At 41.6% G+C, this 15,766-nt stretch carries 16 protein-coding genes; 5 read left to right on the top strand and 11 right to left on the bottom strand.

Going from position 1 to position 15,766, the window contains the following annotated elements; translation table 11 throughout:
• Nucleotides 1-17: 17 nt before the first annotated feature.
• The 8 genes from LJE72_RS17475 to LJE72_RS17440 all read right to left on the bottom strand — a co-directional run bounded on the left by LJE72_RS17475 (nt 18) and on the right by LJE72_RS17440 (nt 4,649).
• Nucleotides 18-779: an SDH family Clp fold serine proteinase gene (locus LJE72_RS17475; RefSeq protein ID WP_229249179.1), complete on the bottom strand. Its 762-nt coding sequence runs from the start codon at nt 777-779 to the stop codon at nt 18-20.
• A gap of 269 nt (nt 780-1,048) precedes the next feature.
• Nucleotides 1,049-1,405: a NifB/NifX family molybdenum-iron cluster-binding protein gene (locus LJE72_RS17470; RefSeq protein ID WP_229249178.1), complete on the bottom strand. Its 357-nt coding sequence runs from the start codon at nt 1,403-1,405 to the stop codon at nt 1,049-1,051.
• Between the two features lie 117 nt (nt 1,406-1,522).
• Entirely contained in the window at nt 1,523-2,398 is an 876-nt protein-coding gene (locus tag LJE72_RS17465) for an ATP-binding protein (protein ID WP_229249177.1), read from the bottom strand.
• Nucleotides 2,376-3,233 carry a nucleotide-binding protein gene (locus tag LJE72_RS17460; protein ID WP_229249176.1) on the bottom strand — a complete coding sequence of 286 codons (858 nt, stop codon included), beginning with the start codon at nt 3,231-3,233 and terminating at the stop codon, nt 2,376-2,378. The genes LJE72_RS17465 and LJE72_RS17460 overlap by 23 nt, the downstream gene beginning before the upstream one ends.
• Nucleotides 3,234-3,237: 4 nt before the next feature.
• Entirely contained in the window at nt 3,238-3,603 is a 366-nt protein-coding gene (locus LJE72_RS17455) for a NifB/NifX family molybdenum-iron cluster-binding protein (protein WP_229249175.1), read from the bottom strand.
• A 12-nt stretch (nt 3,604-3,615) separates the two neighbouring features.
• Nucleotides 3,616-3,993 carry an iron-sulfur cluster assembly scaffold protein gene (locus tag LJE72_RS17450; protein WP_229249190.1) on the bottom strand — a complete coding sequence of 126 codons (378 nt, stop codon included), beginning with the start codon at nt 3,991-3,993 and terminating at the stop codon, nt 3,616-3,618.
• 2 nt (nt 3,994-3,995) lie between these two features.
• Nucleotides 3,996-4,376, bottom strand: coding sequence for a DUF134 domain-containing protein (locus tag LJE72_RS17445; protein WP_073029588.1), 381 nt, complete (start codon nt 4,374-4,376; stop codon nt 3,996-3,998).
• A 66-nt stretch (nt 4,377-4,442) separates the two neighbouring features.
• On the bottom strand, nt 4,443-4,649 hold the full coding sequence (locus tag LJE72_RS17440) for a DUF5320 domain-containing protein (protein ID WP_229249173.1): 207 nt from the start codon (nt 4,647-4,649) through the stop codon (nt 4,443-4,445).
• 433 nt (nt 4,650-5,082) lie between these two features.
• Between LJE72_RS17440 and LJE72_RS17435 the strand changes: the two genes are divergently transcribed.
• From LJE72_RS17435 to LJE72_RS17420, 4 genes are all read left to right on the top strand, one after another.
• Nucleotides 5,083-6,696 carry a (Fe-S)-binding protein gene (locus tag LJE72_RS17435; RefSeq protein WP_229249171.1) on the top strand — a complete coding sequence of 538 codons (1,614 nt, stop codon included), beginning with the start codon at nt 5,083-5,085 and terminating at the stop codon, nt 6,694-6,696.
• A 38-nt stretch (nt 6,697-6,734) separates the two neighbouring features.
• Nucleotides 6,735-8,414, top strand: a complete 1,680-nt coding sequence (locus LJE72_RS17430; protein ID WP_229249170.1) for an FAD-dependent oxidoreductase — start codon at nt 6,735-6,737, stop codon at nt 8,412-8,414.
• Nucleotides 8,415-8,709: 295 nt separating this feature from the next.
• Complete coding sequence (locus LJE72_RS17425) at nt 8,710-9,882, top strand: TraB/GumN family protein (RefSeq protein ID WP_229249169.1); 1,173 nt, start codon at nt 8,710-8,712, stop codon at nt 9,880-9,882.
• A 169-nt stretch (nt 9,883-10,051) separates the two neighbouring features.
• Nucleotides 10,052-10,960, top strand: coding sequence for an MBL fold metallo-hydrolase (locus LJE72_RS17420; protein WP_229249188.1), 909 nt, complete (start codon nt 10,052-10,054; stop codon nt 10,958-10,960).
• Between the two features lie 117 nt (nt 10,961-11,077).
• Here LJE72_RS17420 and LJE72_RS17415 read toward each other — a convergent pair whose 3' ends face one another.
• A complete protein-coding gene (locus LJE72_RS17415; protein WP_229249168.1) occupies nt 11,078-12,772 on the bottom strand; it encodes a M3 family oligoendopeptidase in 1,695 nt (564 codons plus the stop codon).
• A 462-nt stretch (nt 12,773-13,234) separates the two neighbouring features.
• Here LJE72_RS17415 and LJE72_RS17410 point away from each other — a divergent pair, with 462 nt between their 5' ends.
• Nucleotides 13,235-13,894, top strand: coding sequence for a DUF975 family protein (locus LJE72_RS17410; RefSeq protein WP_229249167.1), 660 nt, complete (start codon nt 13,235-13,237; stop codon nt 13,892-13,894).
• Between the two features lie 196 nt (nt 13,895-14,090).
• Here the strand turns inward: LJE72_RS17410 and LJE72_RS17405 are convergent, their stop codons facing one another.
• Together LJE72_RS17405 and hemL are read right to left on the bottom strand one after the other, a co-directional pair.
• Nucleotides 14,091-14,387 (bottom strand): hypothetical protein, encoded by a 297-nt coding sequence (locus LJE72_RS17405; protein WP_073029607.1) that lies wholly within the window; start codon nt 14,385-14,387, stop codon nt 14,091-14,093.
• A 75-nt stretch (nt 14,388-14,462) separates the two neighbouring features.
• Nucleotides 14,463-15,752 carry a glutamate-1-semialdehyde 2,1-aminomutase gene (hemL, locus tag LJE72_RS17400; protein WP_229249166.1) on the bottom strand — a complete coding sequence of 430 codons (1,290 nt, stop codon included), beginning with the start codon at nt 15,750-15,752 and terminating at the stop codon, nt 14,463-14,465.
• Between the last annotated feature and the right edge of the window lie 14 nt (nt 15,753-15,766).

Raw genomic sequence — 15,766 nt, 5'->3', positions numbered from 1 at the left:
CGCATATGCGAGTCCTTTTATTCGTTTTCTTTAAAAATTTTTTCATAACCAAGATACAGATTCCAAATAACATCCCATAGTTCTCCATGTGCTTCAGTTACTTTAATCCCTAATTCTTTTGCTTCTCGACGTCCGATTGGATATCCGTGGGAAAAGTATCCTTCTGTTAGAGCATGGGTCACGTTAGAAACCTTCTCCGGAGAATTTTTAAGCATATAGCGCGATAATAATGTTTCTGCATATTGCCTTGATGCCTTGATTGTCTTTTCGTAGTCCCCGATAAGCCAAGGATCAAGCTTAGCAAGCATTGGAACAGCAATATCAGTTGCAACTTCAGGGGTAGAACTGTTGACAATTAACCTTTGAAAAAAATCTAAGCAATGCCAAACTGCTTGAACGGGTACTAAGACATCTTTATAAATTGGATGCTTAACCAGTGGATCAATGGGGCCTAATTCGGAGATCGGTCCCATTACAACCTCATCCGCCCCTAGGGCAAGCATCGAAGCAGCTGATTTGGCAACAAAAGGAACAATTACTGCGAATTCTTCACAAAACTCTCGAATCAGCATCACAACTTTATAAGGTGTATCCACCGCCCCCCCATAACTGTGTAGTACTAAATCAATCTTTTTAGTATGCCCTATTTCTTTCAACTGTTTATATAGGGGGACCAATATCGAATCATCTAACGGTGTATAAGAAAAATAGACTAAGACTTTCGAATCTCTTAATTCTTCTAAACGTTCGATATAACAAACGCGTTCCTCTGCTTCCAAACCGGTCGCCTCCCAGTTCCATCCTCACATCCCATATTATTCCTGCAGGGCTTTTGTTGTGAGTACTGGGAGGATATATCTTAATCTAAATAAGTTTATTTTAAAATCGATCTCTCACAAAAATTGCCTCCTTGCTAAAATAATTAGCTAGGAGACATTGAATTACTCTACCATTGTCCCATTTACAACATTTGTTGAATCTTGCTTAATTAATGTCTGCTATCAAAACCTCCATTTAGTCGATTATCTTCGTCATCGCTATAGCTCCTTTAATGTCCGCATTCATCATGGTGCTGATGTTCATGGCAAACTGAGCCAGTAGTTTTTAGTTTACCTTGTGAATAGAGATCTGCCGCAACCTTTGCCAGCCCTTTTGCGCCCGTAATTACTTGGATACCCTTCTCGTTAAATATTTGGATCGCGCCACCACCCATACCGCCTGAAATAATAACATTAATTCCTATTTCGTTTAAGAAGTTCGGTAAAAAGCCCGGCTTATGCCCAGGGTTTGGGATGGACTCACTCTTAACAATCTGATTGTTTTCTGTTTCAAAGATACTGAAACTCTCGCAATGACCAAAATGCTCTGTAACCATTCCATTATTACTTGCTACTGCGATTTTCATGCTATTTCCCTCCATTTTTTCTTAATATTTACAAAATATTATCAATCCAGTCCCATCAAAAGATTCACACACGCTATTATCAAGTTGCTAAGCTGATCGGTTTGTTCATATTTAAACTTACAACACTAAACTTTCATTGAATAACAGTTTAATTGTCTTATCAAAAACAACTTTGGCAGCACGTCCTGCTTCGCAATCCATCTCAACAATGCTCCGACCTTGGTTGATTGCTTTAACCGCATCCGGGTCATAGGGTATTCTTCCTGCACAAGGCAGATAGAGTTTTTGACAAAACCGCTCTATCCTTTTTGTGTTTTCAATATTGGTGTCATATTTATTAATACAAATGGCGATTCTGGTATGGAATTTTTCCGCTGTTTTAATGATGCGCTCCATATCACTAATGCCTGAGATAGAAGGTTCTGCAACAATTAGCACCATATCAGCACCGCTAAGCGAGGCAATGACCGGGCATCCTATACCCGGAGATCCATCAATGATTGCAAGCCCACCATCTGCAGCCACTGACTTCATCTGCTTTTTCACCTCGGTGACCAGCATCCCTGAGTTACCGCTCCCCATTTTAAGCTCTGCGGTTGAAAACACCGAATCATTGGTGTAGAGCATTAATTCTCCTGCCAGGGCAGGTTTGAGCGATACAGCTCCTGCCGGGCAAAGGGCTTGACAAACTCCGCAACCTTCACAGGCATAGTAATCAACTTTATAATCAATCTCCGCCTGAATAGCATTGAACCGGCAGTTTTGCCTGCACAAATCACATTGCACACACTCATTTAGATCAATATGTGCCTTGGGCATTCCATAATAGCCTGAGCGTTTGGCAACGGATGCCTGATTCATTATTAAATGCAAATTAGGTGCATCCACATCACAATCTGCATACACTTTAGCATTTGATAACTGAATAAAAGCACTGGCGATTGTTGTTTTTCCCGTACCGCCCTTACCGCTAAGAATAAGCAACTGTTTCATGTTGCACCTCCTTAGCCACAATCTGAAGCATAGAAGAGAACATATCACGATACTTTTGGTTCTCTCTAACTGAGATGAGAGCATTGGAATTCAGTGTTCCAAGCTCACTGTCAAAGGGTATCTTGCCTAAAATCTTAATATTCATTTCTCGGCAAAAGTCTTCAGCAGGATTTTCTCCCTCCAGACATTTGTTAAGTACTGCGGCATGCGGCTTCTTGAACAACTTTACCAGTTCATAAACCATATTGAGGTTATGTACTCCAAACATGGTGGGCTCGGCAACCATAATACAATAGTCTGCATCCTTGATGCTTTCCATGACAATACAGGCACTCCCAGGTGGACAATCTATAAAGGTCAATGCTTTTCCTGATAAATTGTTGTTTAAGAGCTTCTTAATAAGGGGAACGCCGGATGCTTCGCCGGTATTTAATATCCCAGTAATGACACTGACATTTTCTGAAACACCACTCTGAACTTCTCCAATATTTTTGTCTTTCTCCGACAAGGCCTTCTCCTGACAAAAAAGTACGCACCCTCCACAAGAATGACAAACGTCATCAAACACGATCACCTTGTTGATGATAAAGGCTATAGCATTGAACTTACAAAAATCAATGCATTTCCGGCAGCCAACACAAAGCTTTTGATCTGCGAAAGGAATTTTAATTGAGACGCTTTCTGATGCAATGTTCTTAGGCTTAAAAAAAAGACGTCCGTTCGGCTCTTCAACATCGCAGTCTATATAGATAGCTTCATTAGCTGCCGAAGCTAGATTTACAGATACAAGTGTTTTTCCTGTGCCTCCCTTGCCGCTTAGCACAGCTATCTTCATGCTATTAGCCTCCATGACCATGAAACCCGGGATGAATATCTTCTAACAAGGATAGCTTCCCGTCATTTAATGCATCAATATTGTCTTGAATAGAAGCATTTACAGTCTTGTATAATTTGATATTGGCTGCCTTGAGAACATCTGCGGCATTCTCCCCACATCGAGGAGTAAGTAAAGCGCTCACCTTGCTGTCTACAATCGTCTGGGCGGCCTTGATCCCAGCGCCGCCTTGACTGGCTACTGCACTGTTATCTAAAAAAACACTCTCCTTTGATTCGGTATCATAAATCAGATAATAAGGGGTGCGACCAAAGGATTGGCAGACACTTGTTTCCATGGATTTGTCATCGACTGGAATTGCAATTTTCATTGAGAATCCTCCTTAACACTTGTCTTTGGTGATTTCGCGGTAATTGTTTATGGCATCACGCAAAGCACTAACTCCTAGATTTGAACAGTGCACCTTAGCCTCAGGGAGACCATCCAGTGCCTGGATAATATCTTCTTCGGTAATAGCCAAAGCATCCTCCAGACTTTTTCCTTTAGCCAATACTGACGTCATACTAGATGTTGCAATTGATGCACAACAACCAAACACCAGATAACTAATCTCTTGAATACAATTATCTTGTACTTTTAGAAAAATGATGAGTTCATCTCCGCATGAAGAATCCCCACATACTCCCTGAGCATTAGCGTCAGGCATACTATAAGCATTTTGTGGACACATAAAGTGTTCTATTACTTTCTCCGAATATATGATCACTCACCTCCATTATCCTCAAGCCTAAAACTTCTATCGCATTTATGTCTGAGGCAGCCACCACAACCGCATGTTTTTTCAAGTCCGTCACACAGCTTATAATCACCGCCCTCAATTCTTAACATTTTTCCGTTGACCAAGGAATCTGCCAGTTTTCTCCTCGCATCATTATAAATGCGCTGAACGGTTGTACGTGCTATATTCATTTGGTCGGCTGACTCTTCCTGGGTAAAACCTTCCAAGTCAATGAGTCGTATCGTCTCATACTCATCAACTGTCATAATTACAAAATGTTCTTGATTAATTAATGTATTAAGTGGCCCAAAGCTGTTGCTTTCCGGCAAGCAACAAACTTTTCTCCATTTTCTGGGTCTTGGCATAATTCGTACACCTCAATTATTTCATTAAGAAACTTACAAGCCTGCAGGCGTGCTTTCAACTACCAGTTATAAAATCTCTAATTGCTTGCTAATATCAGCAAGCTTTTTTTCAAGTTGCTCTTTTTGCTCTTGCAACAATTCCTTTTGCGTTTTTGACACTATTAAATCTTTGGTAAAATTTCTTCCCGGGCCCCTTCTGTAACCTGACCCTTGGCCTAAGCCAGCACCCTTCATAGATCCGCCCATCGGACCCGTTCCATCTCTTCTAGGCACACTACCGCCTCCTTCAGTTATTGACATATGCCCTTTATGAATTGAATTATACTCTGTTTTGAACATATGTCAATAACTAATAACGTTCTGTTTTTACCTGACCTCCCCTAACTCAAAGAATTGTCATTTCTCAACGTAATTTCCGCTGAACGAGTTCACTTACCTGACCTCCCTTAGGATTAAAATGCAAACCATTCAAGATATTAAGAAATCCTATGCTTAGGATAATAAAAAACGTTTATTGACATATGTTCAATACAGAGTATAATAAAATCGAATGGGGCATATGTCAATAACTATACAACTATATTAACCTGAATTATATCATATTAAGATTATCTTTTTACTCACTTCATCATTAGGCGATAAGACACATCCTTGGGAATAACTACATATTTTGGAAAGTTAACTTGTCGAAAGAGGAGAGTTAAATATGATTAATCAAAAAGATTTACGCCCAAAAGATATGGGACGGTCAGATGAGCAACTGATCAAACTTGAACCAGAACAGCTAATGCCTTTATTTCCGCCCTATGATAAACCTGGAATGGAACCGCCCTTAACCGATCCCAAGCCTGCATGGAAAGAAAAGTTCTGTACATCTTTGGATGGCTACGTCGGAATTGATACGTTGATTCGCCCAAAAACCAAAGCTGAAGAGGATGAATTTGTACGGAAATTCCTCAACGGTTTAGAAAAAAGCTTTTCAGATGCCAACAATGGAGTGCTCCAGCCCCTCCTATTATCCTTTGAATACTGCGCAAAATGTGATACGTGTTCAGCGGCCTGCCATATCTACGAAGCCTCGGGAAACAATGAGCTGTATCGCCCAATTTTCCGCTCCGAAGTTCTTCGCAAGATTGTAAAGAAGTACTTTACCAAAAGCGGAAAGCTTCTGGGCAGTTTTGTCGGAGCTGATATCGATGTGAATTGGGAAACAATTGCTCGGCTTGGAGAATTAGCCTATCGCTGTAATCTTTGCCGTCGTTGTGCTCAGACTTGTCCATTGGGCTTAGATAATGCCATTCTCACGAAAGAAATCCGAAAAATATTCAGCCAAGAAATGGGCATTGCTCCTCTTCCCTTGCATACCAAAGGTACGATGCTTCAAATAAAAACAGGTTCGTCTACGGGAGTTAGCAAACCGGCGTTCTTAGATACGATAGAGTTTTTAGAAGAGGATATCGAAGAGAAGTATGGCTTAAAAATCAAATTTCCTATGGACAAAAAGGGTGCTGATATTCTGCTGATACATAATGCGGGTGAATATATGGCATGGCCGGAAAACCCTATCGCATTTGCTATTCTCTTTGAAGAAGCCGGTTTGAATTGGACACTCAGCAGTGAAATCGCAGGATATGACAATGTAAACTATGGAATCTGGTATGATGATTTCCAAGCAAAAGCTCTGGCCACATTACAGATGAAAGTTGCCAAAGAACTAGGAGTCAACCGAATAGTCATCGCAGAGTGCGGACATGCCCATAAGGCTTCAGCGCTAATAGCGGATCGCATGGTGTTTGCAGATGCTAAAGTTCCGGTTGAGAGCTGTCTCCCTCTTCTTTGGGATATGGTCAGGCTCAAACAATTAAGGTTAGATCCCCGAAAAAATAACTTTCCTGTAACGCTACATGATCCTTGTAATTATGTTCGAGGAATGGGGATTGTGGAACCGCAACGAAATGTCTTAAAAGCCATATGTCCTCAGTTCAGAGAAATGACACCACATGGCGTTGACAATTACTGCTGTGGCGGCGGCGGTGGTTTTGCTATTACGAATTCTATGAACTTCTCTGAATGGAGAAACAAAGTAAGCTCTCGTATGAAGTTTAACCAGATTCTCGGAGCCTTTCAGGATAGTATGAAAAATACTGCCCTGCCTAAATATGTATGTGCACCTTGTTCTAATTGTAAAGGAGCTATTCGCGACATTCTGGAGTTTTACGAGGGGACAGACAAATTTAATGTTCAATATGGCGGTTTAGTAGAATTGATGGTTAATGCACTTGTGAGTATGGAAAAACCATTTTTGGAGTTCTTGGAATAATTATTGTGTATTTCTTAATTTAATGAGGGGGAGCTTTCATGAAAGTAATTATTGTAGGCGGGGTTGCTATTGGTCCTAAAGTAGCTGCACGTTTAAGGCGCATTAGTCCGGATGCTGAGATTACCATCCTAGAAAAAGGAAGTCTAATCTCTTACGGTGGATGTGGACTGCCTTTTTATGTCGCTAACTTAGTGCCTCGATTAGAGGATTTAATGACGACCTCCTACGGTGTAATTAGAGATACGGAATTTTTTGCGGCACAAAAGAATGCAAAAGTTCACACTCAAACAGAAGCTATAAAAATTGACAGGAGTAATAAAAGTGTTTGGGTCCGAAATTTGCTTACTAATCTCGAGGAGGCCTTGCCTTATGATTATTTAGTTCTTGCAACCGGGGCCAAGCCGAGTATACCTCCGATTCCCGGAGTTAAGTTAGGACGGATATTCACTATGCATCATCCCCATGATGCCCAGAGTGTCAAGGATTTGATCAAAACAAAACAGGTGAAGCATGTCACCGTAATTGGGTCCGGGTTAATCGGAATAGAAACAGCGGATGCACTCGTCAGCCCTCGTTTGAAGGTTACAATGTGTGAGGCAGATTCTCGGGTATTGCCAAAACTACTTGATTCTGACATGTCCAAACTGGTTGAGCAAAAAATAAAGGGGCATGGCGTTGATTTGCAGCTTTCCTGTAACGTGAAGGCTTTCGAAGGGGATGCTGAAGACAATGTATGCCGAGTCATAACAGAACAAGGAACAATTGAAACAGAGATGGTAATTATCGCCGCCGGCGTTCGTCCGGAAATCGGACTCGCCAGAGAAGCCGGGCTCACCATTGGCAACACAGGAGCAATTCAAGTCGATGAGCATCAGATGACCAATGATCCGGCTATATATGCTGGCGGAGACTGTGCCGAACAACGTCATCTTCTTACAGGGGAACCTGTTTATATTCCGCTGGCCTCGACCGCTAACAAGCAAGGCCGCGTAATCGCAGATCATATTGCTGGAATCCCCGCCCGCTTTGCCCCAGTCGAGGGAACATCTATTCTTCAAGCCTTTGATCTTACTATCGGTCGCACGGGATTAGGAGAAGAAGAGGCTCGCAATCGAGGATACAATGTTGTAACCAGTGTGAGCAGCGGCCTTGATGCTACTCACTATTATCCCATGCATGCTCTTATCACGATTAAATTAATTGCTGAACAGGAAAATGGCCGCTTACTTGGCGCCCAAGTCTGTGGTATAGGGGAATGTGCTAAAAGACTTGATGTACTGGCAACCGCGCTTAAATTTGGCGCTAAAGCAGAAGATTTAAGCGATTTAGACCTAGCCTATGCACCGCCATTTGCCACCGCTATTGATGTGCTCATACATGCTGCAACAACTTTAGAAAACATGCGTCAGGGGATAGCGTTAGGAATCACAGCGGAAAACGTCACCAAACGCTTAGCAGCCGGGGAAAAGCTCTGCATACTTGATATCCGTGAGCCGGACGAAGTGGCGGCTAAGCCGCTGTCCCTGAATGGGACCATGGTGATTGGGTTAGGCGAACTGCGAGATCGTTGGGAAGAGATCCCCAAGGATACTTTAATTGTAACCGTATGTGGCTTAGGAATAAGGGGTTACGAAGCTGCATGTATGCTCCAAAGCAAGGGGCTCTCTCAAGTGGCGTTCCTCCAAGGAGGACTTAATGTTGGAAGTGCCTTCTTTTAAACAGTAGTCCCTCCGGCTGTTGAGAAGGTATTTCCTAGACTTTCCTGTCATTTTCGATGTCTTTAAGGAAACTTGACAGGAATAATAATAAAAGCACGTTGACGTGGACAATCAACGTGCTTTTAAATTATTAGTTCTTTATATTGAGTAGCCACACTTCCATAAGCAGTGGCTATTTTTTTCTTCAAACAATCCATGTTGATTTGTTGTAAATGGGCGAATAGAGTACAATAAATCTATGGCAAAAAAAATAGGCAGGGTTGTTAGTAAAGAAAGTTATAAAGGAAGGTAGTTTATGTTTGAAGAAAACCAAAACATTACTAGAATAAATTTAGATGGTAAGGAATTTATTCTTATCGGAACTGCACACGTCTCTAAGCAAAGTGCCGAGCTGGTGAAGGAAGTTATTGAATACGAAAAGCCTGACTCTGTTTGTATCGAGTTGGATGAACCTAGATATCAGACGATCATTGAAGGTAACAAGTGGAAAGAGACCGATATTTTTAAGATTATTAAAGAAAAAAAGGCCACTTTACTCTTGATAAATCTTGTAATATCTTCCTTCCAAAAGCGTATAGCAAAGCAATTTGGTATTAATGCTGGACAAGAAATGATTCAGGGGGCTGAATCAGCTAAAGAAATAGGTGCAAACTTGGTATTAGCTGATAGAAATATTCAAATAACCTTTGCTCGTATTTGGAAAGGTGTAGGATTCTGGGGTAAAGCTAAGCTTCTTACTGGGATTTTCTTTAGTATTTTCGATGACGAAGACATTTCAGAAGAGGATCTTGAAAAGATGAAATCTCAAGACATGCTTAATTCAATACTTAATGAGTTTACTGTAAACTTTCCCAAATTAAAGCTTCCTCTTATTGATGAGCGAGATCAGTATTTATCTCAGAAGATTAAAGAAGCTCCGGGTAATAAGATTCTTGCTGTTTTAGGAGCGGCACACGTTCCCGGTATTAAAGAAGAACTAAAAAAAGAGCACGATTTAGCGCTTTTATCTCAACTTCCTGCTAAATCAAAGGCTCTTAAAGTGATTGGTTGGTCGATTCCACTTCTTATTATGGCGGTTATTATCTATACTTTCATTGCAAATCCATCTGCTGGAGTTCAGCAAACTATAAGTTGGGTACTATGGACCGGATCTTTTGCAGCACTGGGAACTGCGCTTGCTTTTGGTCATCCGCTTACTATTCTTACAGCCTTTGTAGTCGCTCCGATAACTACCTTACATCCACTAATAGCAGCCGGATGGTTTGCCGGCATTGTACAAGCTTATATCCGTCGACCCAGTGTAGGAGACTTTGAAAATCTATCTGAGGATGTTTTTACTCTTAAAGGTTTCTGGAATAATAAGGTGACGAGGATTCTAATTATAGTCACTATGGCAAATTTAGGAGGCTCAATAGGGACTATAATTGGGGGATTTGATGTAGTCCGGTTATTCCTTGAGAATTTGTAGTACCCTTTGACACCGCGCAAAGAATTATCTCCTAGAAATACGTACTTATGAGTTATAGTCACATTTGCATGCAGGAGTGATACTCTTGAAACAAGGTAATTTATTTGACCCAGAGTCACGTCACCAACCCCTGACACGATACACGCGTCGTGAATTTATCAGCCTGGGCATGTTAGGCACGCTAGGATTGACAGGAGGTTATTTCGCTATTAATAATGTCTTAGGCGAGCAAAGTGGAGAAAAGTCCGGACAAAAATTAATAAAGCCCAACTATATTCCAGCTCCCAGTAAATGGTTAAACGATGAAGTCACGGTAGCTTGGCTTGGTCACGCCAGCTTTTTAATCAACTTCTTTGGTACAAGAATCCTTATTGATCCTGCCTTAAACTCAAATATTGGTATTACCCCCCTTGGTGATCTAACAATAGGGCCCAGCCGTTATATAGCTTCCGCCCTGAGCAGCGACGAAGTGGGTGCTATTGATTTATTACTTGTATCCCACGCTCATACAGACCATTTTGATTATCCAACCTTACGTAAGTTTCAATCACCTAATACCTCTGTTGTTACCGCCAAAAATACCTCACCCTTGTGGAAGGGTATGAAGTTTAAATCCATAGAAGAAATGCACTGGCAAGACAGTAAGTCTTTAGCAGGAGTCACTGTTAAGGCTATCGAGGGTAAACACTGGGGAGCCCGGATACCTTGGAAAAAAGGTATGGAAGCGAATAGTCTCCTCTTATCTAAAAATGGTATTAATATATTTTTCGGAGCCGACACGGGCTACACTGAACTCATTCAACAACAACTGAGTGGGGTACCGATTGATATAGCTATAATGGGTATTGGAGCCTACTCGCCAAAGTCCTTTGAAGCTAAACATGCTACTCCTGAACAGGCCTGGAAAATGGCCGAGGAAATGTCGGCGAAATGGATTATCCCCATGCATTGGGGAGCTTTTAACCTATCCAGAGAGCCTATGGATGAACCCATTACCCGTTTCCGTCAAGCGGCATCCGGCCAAATAGAAAAGGTAGCCATCCAAGAAACAGGTGTAACCTGGATACTACCACGTTAGTACATACAACAAAGCACAAGCGTCCTCACTCCACTTTGATAGTGGAAAGAGGACGCCTTTTTGTTGTAACCACTTGGGATTTAGAACTGAACTTTCACACAATCCCTTACTTTCTAATTAGAGCTTTGAATCCTCCACTCCATTAAGCCAGTTTTCAATGACCTTTACCACAGAGGAGATGCAACCATCTTGAAACGGTGAAACCAAATTCGCTAACTTAACAAGTTCTAAAAAGGATTGACTGCCCCCGGCCTGACAGAGCCTTAGGTAATCTGTCCAAGCGGATTCTCTATTTTCACGGGACCTCTTCCAGAACTGAAAAGCACAAATTTGTGCTAAGGTATAATCTATGTAATAAAAGGGATCGCCAAAAATATGTCCCTGCTGATGCCAGTAACTGCCCCTTTCTAGATAATCATTGTCTTCATAATCTCGATGCGGCAGGTATTTTCTTTCAATTTCTCTCCAGGCTGCTTTTCGATCCTGTGGAGAGGCCTCTGGGTGATCGTAGACAAAATGCTGAAATTCATCCACACTGACCCCATAAGGGATAAACAGTAACGCATCACTCAAATGGCTAAACTTATATTTATCCGTATCTCCTTTGAAGAAAAGTTCCATCCAAGGCCACGTGAAAAATTCCATGCTCATCGAGTGGATCTCGCATGCTTCGTATGTTGGCCAATGATATTCGGGAATTTGAAAATTTCTGCTGCAATAAACTTGAAAAGCATGCCCAGCTTCATGGGTCAAAACATCAATGTCCCCTGATGTCCCATTAAAATTCGAGAAGATATAGGGAACCTGATATTGACTAATATAAGTGCAATAGCCGCCCCCCGCCTTGCCCCTTTTACTTACCAAGTCCATTAGTTCATTTTCCACCATAAACTCAAAAAATTCACTGGTCTCTTTTGACAGCTCATTATACATACGTCGACCGTTGCTCACTATCCATTCAGGATCCCCTTGAGGAGTAGCATTACCCGTTTGAAAACTGAATTTCTCATCATAATATGGCAAAGTATCTAACCCCAGCCGTTTTCTTTGTCGTTCTCGCAACTTGCTTCCCACTGGGACAATAGACTCTTTAACCTGCTTACGGAAGTCTGCCACCATTTCTGGTGTGTAGTCTGACCTAAGCATCCTGGCATAACCAAGTTCAATATAATTTGCAAAACCCAGCTTTTGGGCCATCCGTGTCCTGATTTTAACCAAGCCGTCATAGATTTCATCCAGCTTTACTTCATTAGCCTTAAAGAAAGCATATTTAGCCTCATTGGCACGTTTCCTCGTGGCTCGATCAGTTGATAGCTGAAAAGGAACCAACCCCGGCAAATTTCTTTCTTCACCTTCAAACATTATCTTCGCCGAAGCAATGAGTTTGGTATATTCACTAGATAGTTTATTTTCCTGTTGCAAGTCTTCAATGATTTCTGGTTCGAAGGTTTTGATTGTTAGATCGGCTTTGACAAAAAGCTGTTTTCCCCATTTTTCTTCCAAAGCCTGTCTGAATTTAGAGTTGACCAAGGACCGATAATATCGGGATATCAGGCCCTGATAAATTGGTGTTCCTTCGTCAAAAAAGGCCTGTTCCTTCTCGTAAAAAGGGTCCGTAGTATCAATGGTATGCCGTATATGTACAAGTTGCTCCATCGACTCAAATTCGCTTCTTAGCTTATTAAGCGCTACCATCACAACATCCTGTTGCTGAAAATCTTCAGCCTGTTCGAACTTTGTTAAAAGTTCAGAAAACTTGGTCTCTACCTCCCTTAAATCGGGCCGTATATAAGCAAACTCCGTAAATTTCATGGTATTCACCTTCCTTATGTCTGATTCTACCTTTATTATTTCACAGATTCAAATTTACAAGTAAAAAAGTCTTAGCAATAGTTTAAGCCGGGAAACTAAGAGTTCTTCCCCGGCTAATGGATTGCAGCGTGACTCTAACCCCCTCATCACTTCAAGATTACATAGTTTCAATTATACCATTTATAACCTATAATGGGATTAATGAAATAATTTTTCACAATATTGAATAAAGACACTATTATGTATTAAACCATTCCTTTAAACCACAAGAACATAGAGATACCGATCATTACTCCTAAAACTATGAAATAACCATATTTCCAATTCAATTCCAGCATATTGGATTTATTATCCGGATTTAAGTCTATCCTATCTATTTTATCCTCTATCTCATACACGGCTGGTAAATTCCGATCTACTATTTTATCCAGAATTTCAGGGCAAGATGAAAGGAGACTAAAAATGCCTCAAGAAAGCTATGATCTAAAACTTAGGGCCAGGGAACAGTTAAAGGGCACATGGCTTCAAGCCGGAATTGTGAGTTTTATTGCCTGGCTACTCACAATTGCTTTTACAGAAGGAAATGTAAATACGATACATTCCGTTCAATTTATTTGGCTTAATGGAGAACTCATTAGTGTTCCTTATACAAGCACCTTGACACCCTTAGCTGATTTATTAAGCTTCATTTTGATCGGACCAATAACACTCGGGGTATCTGGCTATTTTCTCAAGTTAGTAAGGCAAAAAGGACCGATCATTGAGGATATGTTTGGAGGGTTTAAGTTTTTCCTAAAAGCCTTTGTTCTGAATCTCCTCACGACATTTTTCATAATTTTGTGGAGTCTTCTTCTTATCATTCCGGGAATTATTGCTGCTTTACGATATTCCATGGCCTACTATATTATGATAGATAACCCTCAGCTAAGTGCCTTTGAAGCATTAAACCAAAGTAAACTCATGATGGTTGGCTTTAAATCTGAACTGTTTAAGTTTTGGTTAAGTTACCTAGGCTGGTTTCTATTGGGCGTAATAACTTTAGGGATAGCATTTTTATGGGTTACTCCCTACTACGAGACAGCCAAGGCAAACTTCTATCAAGACTTGAAAGATCATCTCTAAGGGCTCACGAAGCTACTGCTGCCTAATTATAAATAAATCATCTATTAGCCCTTAGTTTTCAGCAGGAAGTGTTTAGTCGTTTAGTCTGCTTCGAAAAAAACAGCCAAAATTGCAAAAACGCTGATAAAAGATTATCTTTTTCAGCGTTTTAATTGGTAAGTAACCGAAAATTGGTTGGATCAGTTGAGCCTAACAACTATTGCGAAGGTTTTTGGGGTATCAGTACGTTTACCCCTGATTGATCATGACAACTCTGACAATAAACTTCGCCGCCCAGACCTTTCTTTTCATGACATTCATAGCACTGTTTCCAAGGTTGCTGGTTGTTCATGACAGCATACCCGTGTCCTTTGGGTCCATGAATCCAAGTTTCTTCCGGCACCGATGAATGTGGATTCGATGGATCGCTATTTTGTGAAGCATAAAGCACAGCTATCAAGGCTGCTATTAAGCCTAACGTAATAAGAGTTCTCACGACCCTTTTAGATTTCATGCAGAAGACACCTCTCTGATAAGGTTACCATAAATAACCCAGTTTACCCCTCTGTTCTCTTTCAGGACTAGCTTACTAGAGAGTTTTAAGGACGATTCGAGCTTGCTCTAAGGTTTGGTCAATGTCCGAGTCTGTATGGGCCATTGATAAAAAGACTGCTTCAAATTGACTGGGAGCTAAGTAAATGCCACGCTCTAACATTCCCCTGAAGAACTTAGCAAACCGTTCTACATCTGATGTACAGGCGCTGGCATAATCCTTGACCGGTATATTTGTAAAAAACGCGGAAAACATGGCACCGACGGCATTGGTCCAAATAGGAAGTCCGGCTTCTTGAGCAAGCTGTTTTAAACCTTCAGCAAGCCGAGTGGTCTTGGCTTGTAAATTTTGATATGTACCTGGTTGTTGAAGCAATTTCAAGGTTGCTAAACCGGCGTTCATCGCCAAGGGATTACCCGACAAAGTACCCGCTTGATAAATTGGTCCGCTAGGGGATATCTGGGCCATGTATTGGCGCTTTCCACCATAAGCGCCTACCGGAAGCCCCCCGCCAATGACTTTGCCCAGACAGGTTAAATCCGGATCTATTCCATAATAGGCCTGGGCCCCTCCATAACTTACTCTGAAACCAGTCATTACTTCATCAAATATGAGTAATGCACCATACTCTTCTGTTAGACGTCGAACCCCTTGTAAAAACTCTCCTTCAGGTAAGACTACACCCATGTTTCCTGCCACTGGTTCTAAGATTACACAAGCAATCTCTTCCCCTTCGCGTTTAAAGATTTCTCTTAACCCTTCAAGATCATTAAACTGAGCAGAGATTGTGGTGGCTGCCGTTTGGGCCGGAACTCCTGGAGAGGTTGGAACTCCAAAGGTAAGAGCCCCACTCCCGGCCTTAATCAGAAGTTGGTCAGCATGACCATGATAGCAACCCTCAAATTTAACGATTTTGGCCCTGCCGGTCACCCCTCGAGCCAGACGTAAGGCACTCATGGTCGCTTCCGTTCCGGAATTAACCATGCGTATCATCTCCATGGAAGGATAAGCTTTCAAGACTTCCTCTGCTAAGACAGTTTCGACTTCGGTAGGTGCACCGTAACTCGTTCCGCGCTCGGCTACTCGCTTAATCGCAGCCACAACATCAGGATGAGCATGTCCAACAATCAATGGGCCCCAAGAACCAACAAAATCAAGATATTGATTACCGTCAATATCCCAGATATGGGCTCCCTGTCCCCGATCTATAAATACTGGGTCACGACCTACGGATTTGAAGGCCCTAACCGGCGAATTTACTCCTCCGGGAATAACAACCTGGGCCCTGGCAAACGCTTGGCGGCTTTTTTCATCTACAAGACTCAATATTTTGCAGCCCC

Origin of the sequence: Desulfosporosinus shakirovi (assembly GCF_020595055.1) — a bacterium.
GTDB lineage: Bacteria > Bacillota > Desulfitobacteriia > Desulfitobacteriales > Desulfitobacteriaceae > Desulfosporosinus > Desulfosporosinus shakirovi.
The sequence above is the reverse complement of the archived record's forward strand: the minus strand, read 5'-3'. Positions and strand labels throughout refer to the sequence as shown.

Bases quoted from the DNA above. Each gene is read 5' to 3' on its own strand.
- LJE72_RS17405 (WP_073029607.1), bottom strand. From the start codon at position 14,387: ATGAAATCTAAAAGGGTCGTGAGAACTCTTATTACGTTAGGCTTAATA.
- LJE72_RS17455 (WP_229249175.1), bottom strand. From the start codon at position 3,603: ATGAAAATTGCAATTCCAGTCGATGACAAATCCATGGAAACAAGTGTC.
- LJE72_RS17415 (WP_229249168.1), bottom strand. From the start codon at position 12,772: ATGAAATTTACGGAGTTTGCTTATATACGGCCCGATTTAAGGGAGGTA.
- LJE72_RS17460 (WP_229249176.1), bottom strand. From the start codon at position 3,233: ATGAAGATAGCTGTGCTAAGCGGCAAGGGAGGCACAGGAAAAACACTT.
- LJE72_RS17470 (WP_229249178.1), bottom strand. From the start codon at position 1,405: ATGAAAATCGCAGTAGCAAGTAATAATGGAATGGTTACAGAGCATTTT.
- LJE72_RS17420 (WP_229249188.1), top strand. From the start codon at position 10,052: ATGTTAGGCACGCTAGGATTGACAGGAGGTTATTTCGCTATTAATAAT.
- LJE72_RS17435 (WP_229249171.1), top strand. From the start codon at position 5,083: ATGATTAATCAAAAAGATTTACGCCCAAAAGATATGGGACGGTCAGAT.
- LJE72_RS17410 (WP_229249167.1), top strand. From the start codon at position 13,235: ATGCCTCAAGAAAGCTATGATCTAAAACTTAGGGCCAGGGAACAGTTA.
- LJE72_RS17465 (WP_229249177.1), bottom strand. From the start codon at position 2,398: ATGAAACAGTTGCTTATTCTTAGCGGTAAGGGCGGTACGGGAAAAACA.
- LJE72_RS17425 (WP_229249169.1), top strand. From the start codon at position 8,710: ATGTTTGAAGAAAACCAAAACATTACTAGAATAAATTTAGATGGTAAG.
- LJE72_RS17445 (WP_073029588.1), bottom strand. From the start codon at position 4,376: ATGCCAAGACCCAGAAAATGGAGAAAAGTTTGTTGCTTGCCGGAAAGC.
- LJE72_RS17430 (WP_229249170.1), top strand. From the start codon at position 6,735: ATGAAAGTAATTATTGTAGGCGGGGTTGCTATTGGTCCTAAAGTAGCT.